Origin of the sequence: Variovorax sp. M-6, assembly GCF_052114385.1 — a bacterium.
Taxonomy (GTDB): domain Bacteria; phylum Pseudomonadota; class Gammaproteobacteria; order Burkholderiales; family Burkholderiaceae_C; genus Variovorax.
This window is the reverse complement of sequence record NZ_JBFREQ010000078.1, coordinates 1-4,502: the sequence shown is the minus strand read 5'-3', so window position 1 is coordinate 4,502 and position 4,502 is coordinate 1. Positions and strand designations below refer to the sequence as shown.

Sequence of the window (4,502 nt, the reverse complement as noted above, 5' to 3'; positions counted from 1 at the left end):
CGTCCTCCTCGAGCGTGCTGAACCAGTCGCTGATCGTGACGTCGACCGGCCGCACGACGACGCCATGCTCGCGCGCGTCCCGCACGAGCTGCGCGGGCGCATAGAAGCCCATCGGCTGGCTGTTCAGCAAGGCCGAGAGGAAGGCATCCGGATAGTGCCGCTTGAGATAGCAGGACACGTAGACCAGCAGTGCAAAACTCGCCGCATGGCTCTCGGGAAAGCCATAGGAGCTGAAGCCCTCGACCTGCTTGGCAATCTGTCCCGCGAACTCGGCGGTGTAGCCTTTCTGGGTCATCCGATCGACCAGCCGACGCTGATGGACCTCCAAGCCGCCGCGCTTCCTCCATGCGCCCATCGCGCGGCGCAACTGGTCGGCCTCGCCGGCCGTGAAATCGGCCGCGAGCATCGCGATCTGCATCACCTGCTCCTGGAAGATCGGCACGCCCAGGGTGCGCTCGGTCGCCTGCTTGATCTCGTCGCTGGGATAGGTCACGGCTTCCTCGCCCGCGCGGCGTCGCAGGTACGGATGCACCATCCCGCCCTGGATCGGCCCCGGCCGCACGATCGCCACCTGGATGACCAGGTCGTAAAAGCACCTCGGCCGCATGCGCGGCAGCATCGTCATCTGCGCGCGGCTTTCGATTTGGAACACGCCGACCGTGTCGGCCTTGCAAATCATGTCGTAGGTGGCCGGGTCCTCCGCCGGCACCTCCTGCATGCCGAAGGGCTGCCCGAGCTTCATCGCCACGAGGTCGAGCGTGCGATGAATCGCGGTCAGCATGCCCAGCGCGAGCACGTCGACCTTGATCAGGCCCAGCGCATCGAGGTCGTTCTTGTCCCACTGCACGACGCTGCGGTTCTCCATCGAGGCGTTCTCCACTGGCACCAAGCGGCTGAGCTTGTCGCGCGCGATCACGAAGCCGCCCGGGTGTTGACTCAAGTGCCTCGGAAAGTCGCGGAGCTCGTAGGCGAGTTGCAGCCACTTCTGCACCCGCTGATCCGTCGGGTCAAGTTCGTTCTCGAACAGGCACGCCTCGCTGATCCACTGCTGGTCGGTGCCGTAGGCGGTCTTCGCGAGCCGATCCACCACCTCGAGCGCAAAGCCCAACGCCTTTCCGACATCGCGGATCGCCGACTTGCTGCGGTAGGCGATGACGACGCCCGTCAGCGCCGCGCGGTCGCGCCCGTACTTCCGGTAGATGTACTGAATCACCTCCTCACGTCGCTGGTGCTCGAAGTCGATGTCGATGTCGGGCGGCTCTTTGCGCTCCACGCTGATAAATCGCTCGAAGAGCACGTTCATGCGCTCCGGATCCACCTCGGTCACGTGAAGGCAGTAGCAGATCGCCGAGTTGGCCGCCGAGCCGCGCCCCTGGCACAGAATGCCGCGATCGCGCGCCCAGCGCACGATGTCCTCGACCGTCAGGAAGTAGGCCTCGTACTCGAGCTGCCGGATGATCGCCAGCTCGTGCTCGATCTGGGCGCGCACCTTGTCGGGCAGCATCGAAGGGAAGCGCTTGGCCGCGCCGGCGTAGGTCAATTTGCGGAGGTAGGAGGCCGCGGTCTCGCCGGGCGGCACGATTTCCTCGGGGTACTCGTAGCGCAACTCTTCCAGGCTGAACGTGCATCGGCGCGCGACCTCGATCGTCTCGCGCATCCACACATCGGGAAAGGCCTGGCGCAAGAAGGCGCGCCCGCGCAGGTAGGCCTGGGCATTCGGCTGGAGGTCGAAGCCGCATTGGCTGACCGGGCGGCCCACGCGGACGGCGGTGACCACATCCTGCAGCGGCTTGCGCATGCGGGTGTGCATCACGGGGCTGGCGGTGGCCACGATTCGGAGCGTCGTCAGGTCAGCCACCTGTTCAATGATCCAGCAGCGCAGCTCGTCGTCGTTGTTCATCGGCCGCGGCTCCAGCAGCCAGGCGCGGCCGTCGAACCAGGTCTTGAGCCACATGGCTTTCGCGAACAGGGTCTCGACTGTCTCGTCCGGATCCGGAAGCAGCAGGGCGATGCAGCCGGGGAGGCCCGCCAGGTGCGGTGCCTTGGCGGTCTTGCCCTCGAAGTCCATGACCTGGGCGAGGTATTGGCCCTTCTCGGCGCGGCGGCGGGCCAGCGTGATCGCCTCGCACAGGTTGCCGTAACCGCGCCGGTCCTGCGCGAGAAAGACGATCCGCGCGTACGGCTGACCGCCGGCGGTGGTCAGCAGGATCTCGCTGCCGACGATGAAATGGATGCCGCACTCGCGGGCCGCGAGGTGCGCGCGCACGACGCCGGAAACCGAGCATTCGTCTGTCAGGGCGATCGCGGTGTAGAGCTTGGCGGCTGCGCGTTCGACGAGTTCCTCGGGTTCGGAAGCGCCGACCAGGAAGGTGTAGTTGGAGCGGCAGTAGAGTTCTGCGTAGGGCGGTGGGATGTCGGACATACTGTACAAAGATACAGTATTTAACTGGGGAATCGTAGGCAAAAAGACTGGTTAGACGTACAGTTCACTTGTGGACCCCGTTGCCACCGACATCTGGATCGCCGCCTGTGCGCACGAGCTGCACCGGCGCTGGCGCACGGTCGATCCGGAGCAGCTCGACGAGCTGGCGAGCGATCTCTGGAGGGACGAGCGACTGCGCGCCCTGCCGCCGGCGACGGCCGCGGTCGAGTGGCTGGCCCCGGTTGCCTACGAGCCGGGCTCCAGCAAAATGCGCTGATGTGCAGCCACTACCAGGCCGAGAAGCGCCGCAAGCAAATCGAGAAACACTTCGGCATCCACCTGCCGCCGAGCTGGGAGCCGCCGCCCGGCGGCCTGCACATCTACCCGACGCAGATGGCGCCCTTCATCCGTCGGCCGCCCGAGCGCGAGTCGGGCGATGAAGCGGTGCCAAACTTCGAGGTCGTCGAGGGGCACTTCGGCCTGTTGCCCGGCTTCGCCAGGGACGCCAAGTACGGCCTCAAGACGTACAACGCGCGCACAGAGACGGTCCGCGAGCTGGCAAGCTTCAGGAACGCCTGGGCCAAGCCGCGCCACTGCATCGTGCCTTGCGAGGCGATCTATGAGCCGGACTGGCGCACGGGCAAGTTCATCCCGACGCGCTTCACCGCGGCCAACGACGAGACGCTCGGCGTGGCCGGGCTCTGGTCGCCCTGGAAGAACCCGGAAACAGCCCGGTGGGAGCTCAGCTTCACAATGCTCACCGTCAACGCCGACGACCATCCCCTGTTCAAACAGATGCATCGGCCCGACCTGAAGCGTCCACCGGAAAAGCAGGACAAGCGCATGGTCGTGATCCTCCCGGAGGCGCAGTACGGCGAATGGTTGGACGCGCCGGCCGAGTGCTCGATGGACTTCATGAGGCAGTTTCCGGCGGAGCGGCTGGCCATGACGGCGCAACCGGTGCCACTGAAATCGCCGAAAGCAATCACGTCGCGAGCTGACGAACCGCCGCTGTTATGAAGCAAGCGGAACTGGTCGCCGGATGAGCACAGTTCACGGAGGCGCCAATCCTTCACGTCGAAGAGCGAGGTCCCCATGTTCATCATCACCTTGACGTACATCCGTCCGCTCGAGGAGCTTGATGCGCTTATGGCGAAGCACGTTACCTGGTTGAAGAAGCACTACAACAGCGGTCTCTTCATCGCGTCAGGGCGGCAGGTGCCGCGCAAGGGCGGCGTGATCCTCGCTCGCTCAGGCGACCGCCGCGCACTCGAAGCCATCCTTGAGCAGGACCCGTTTGTCAAGAGCGGATGCGCCCGCGCCGAAGTCGTCGAGTTCTCGCCGAGCATGACTGCACCGGGCGCTGAGGTGTTGAAGGACATATAGCTCGGCCGCCGAGGCGGTGGCCAGTTACTTCCACCTGCACAAGGGCCTGGAGCCGCGCAAGTGGAAGCTCTTGGCCTGCCTTGCGACCGCGGCGATGGCGGGGGCCTCGGCGGCGCTGGCGGTGGTCTCCATTGCGTGATGTTCGCCAGGGAACTGGCGTCATCCAGCCCGTGGCCGGCAACATCGAACTGGCTTTTATCTCGCTGGAACTCGCGGCACAACGCCGGAAGCGGATTGGCGACGCAGGGGCGAGGCCGCACAAATCGATTGGCAGGACGCGGAGGTCGGTCTACATTGATCTTTCACACACCACGAGGATCGCAACATGCCCATTCGCATCGCATCGCTGACCCACCGCATCGCGAGGAACGGCGCGATGCTCCACAAGGCGACGATGGACCGTGTCCACTCGCTGGGGGCGGACCATGAGCCGTCCGAAGCCGAACAGAAGCTGTCCGAGGAGCGCCGTCTGCTGAAGGAGGAGCGTGCGAAGCGCCAAGCGAAATCGCAGCTGCCGAGGGCGAAGGCGATCGACAAGCTGGTGAGGACGCACCACTCGCAGGCCAAAGAGAAGCCCAAGGAAAAAAAGGAGCCCAAGGAGGCTAAGGAGGCCAGGGCTAGCAAGGCTCACAGGCCCTCGCGTGGCGAGAAGCACGCCGCGCAGGCGGCGGCCTTGCAGGCCGCGAGTAGAGCG

6 protein-coding genes are annotated in these 4,502 nt (G+C 65.4%); 5 read left to right on the top strand and 1 reads right to left on the bottom strand.

The genetic code is table 11. The features are described from left to right. Positions 1–2,422 (bottom strand): error-prone DNA polymerase (locus tag AB4Z46_RS35040; protein ID WP_442288160.1); only part of this gene is annotated, 2,422 nt, incomplete at its 3' end. A 70-nt stretch (positions 2,423–2,492) separates the two neighbouring features. Between AB4Z46_RS35040 and AB4Z46_RS35035 the strand changes: the two genes are divergently transcribed. From AB4Z46_RS35035 to AB4Z46_RS35015, 5 genes are all read left to right on the top strand, one after another. After that, complete coding sequence (locus AB4Z46_RS35035) at positions 2,493–2,699, top strand: hypothetical protein (protein WP_442288159.1); 207 nt, start codon at positions 2,493–2,495, stop codon at positions 2,697–2,699. Beyond that, positions 2,651–3,442 (top strand): SOS response-associated peptidase, encoded by a 792-nt coding sequence (locus tag AB4Z46_RS35030; RefSeq protein ID WP_442288158.1) that lies wholly within the window; start codon positions 2,651–2,653, stop codon positions 3,440–3,442. Before AB4Z46_RS35035 ends, AB4Z46_RS35030 begins: the two co-directional genes overlap by 49 nt. 75 nt (positions 3,443–3,517) lie before the next feature. Continuing rightward, positions 3,518–3,808 (top strand): YciI family protein, encoded by a 291-nt coding sequence (locus AB4Z46_RS35025; protein WP_442288157.1) that lies wholly within the window; start codon positions 3,518–3,520, stop codon positions 3,806–3,808. A gap of 16 nt (positions 3,809–3,824) precedes the next feature. Further along, positions 3,825–3,947, top strand: a complete 123-nt coding sequence (locus AB4Z46_RS35020) for a hypothetical protein (protein ID WP_442288156.1) — start codon at positions 3,825–3,827, stop codon at positions 3,945–3,947. A gap of 186 nt (positions 3,948–4,133) precedes the next feature. Beyond that, positions 4,134–4,502, top strand: a 369-nt coding sequence (locus tag AB4Z46_RS35015) for a hypothetical protein (RefSeq protein WP_442288155.1), incomplete at its 3' end; no start/stop codon positions are given.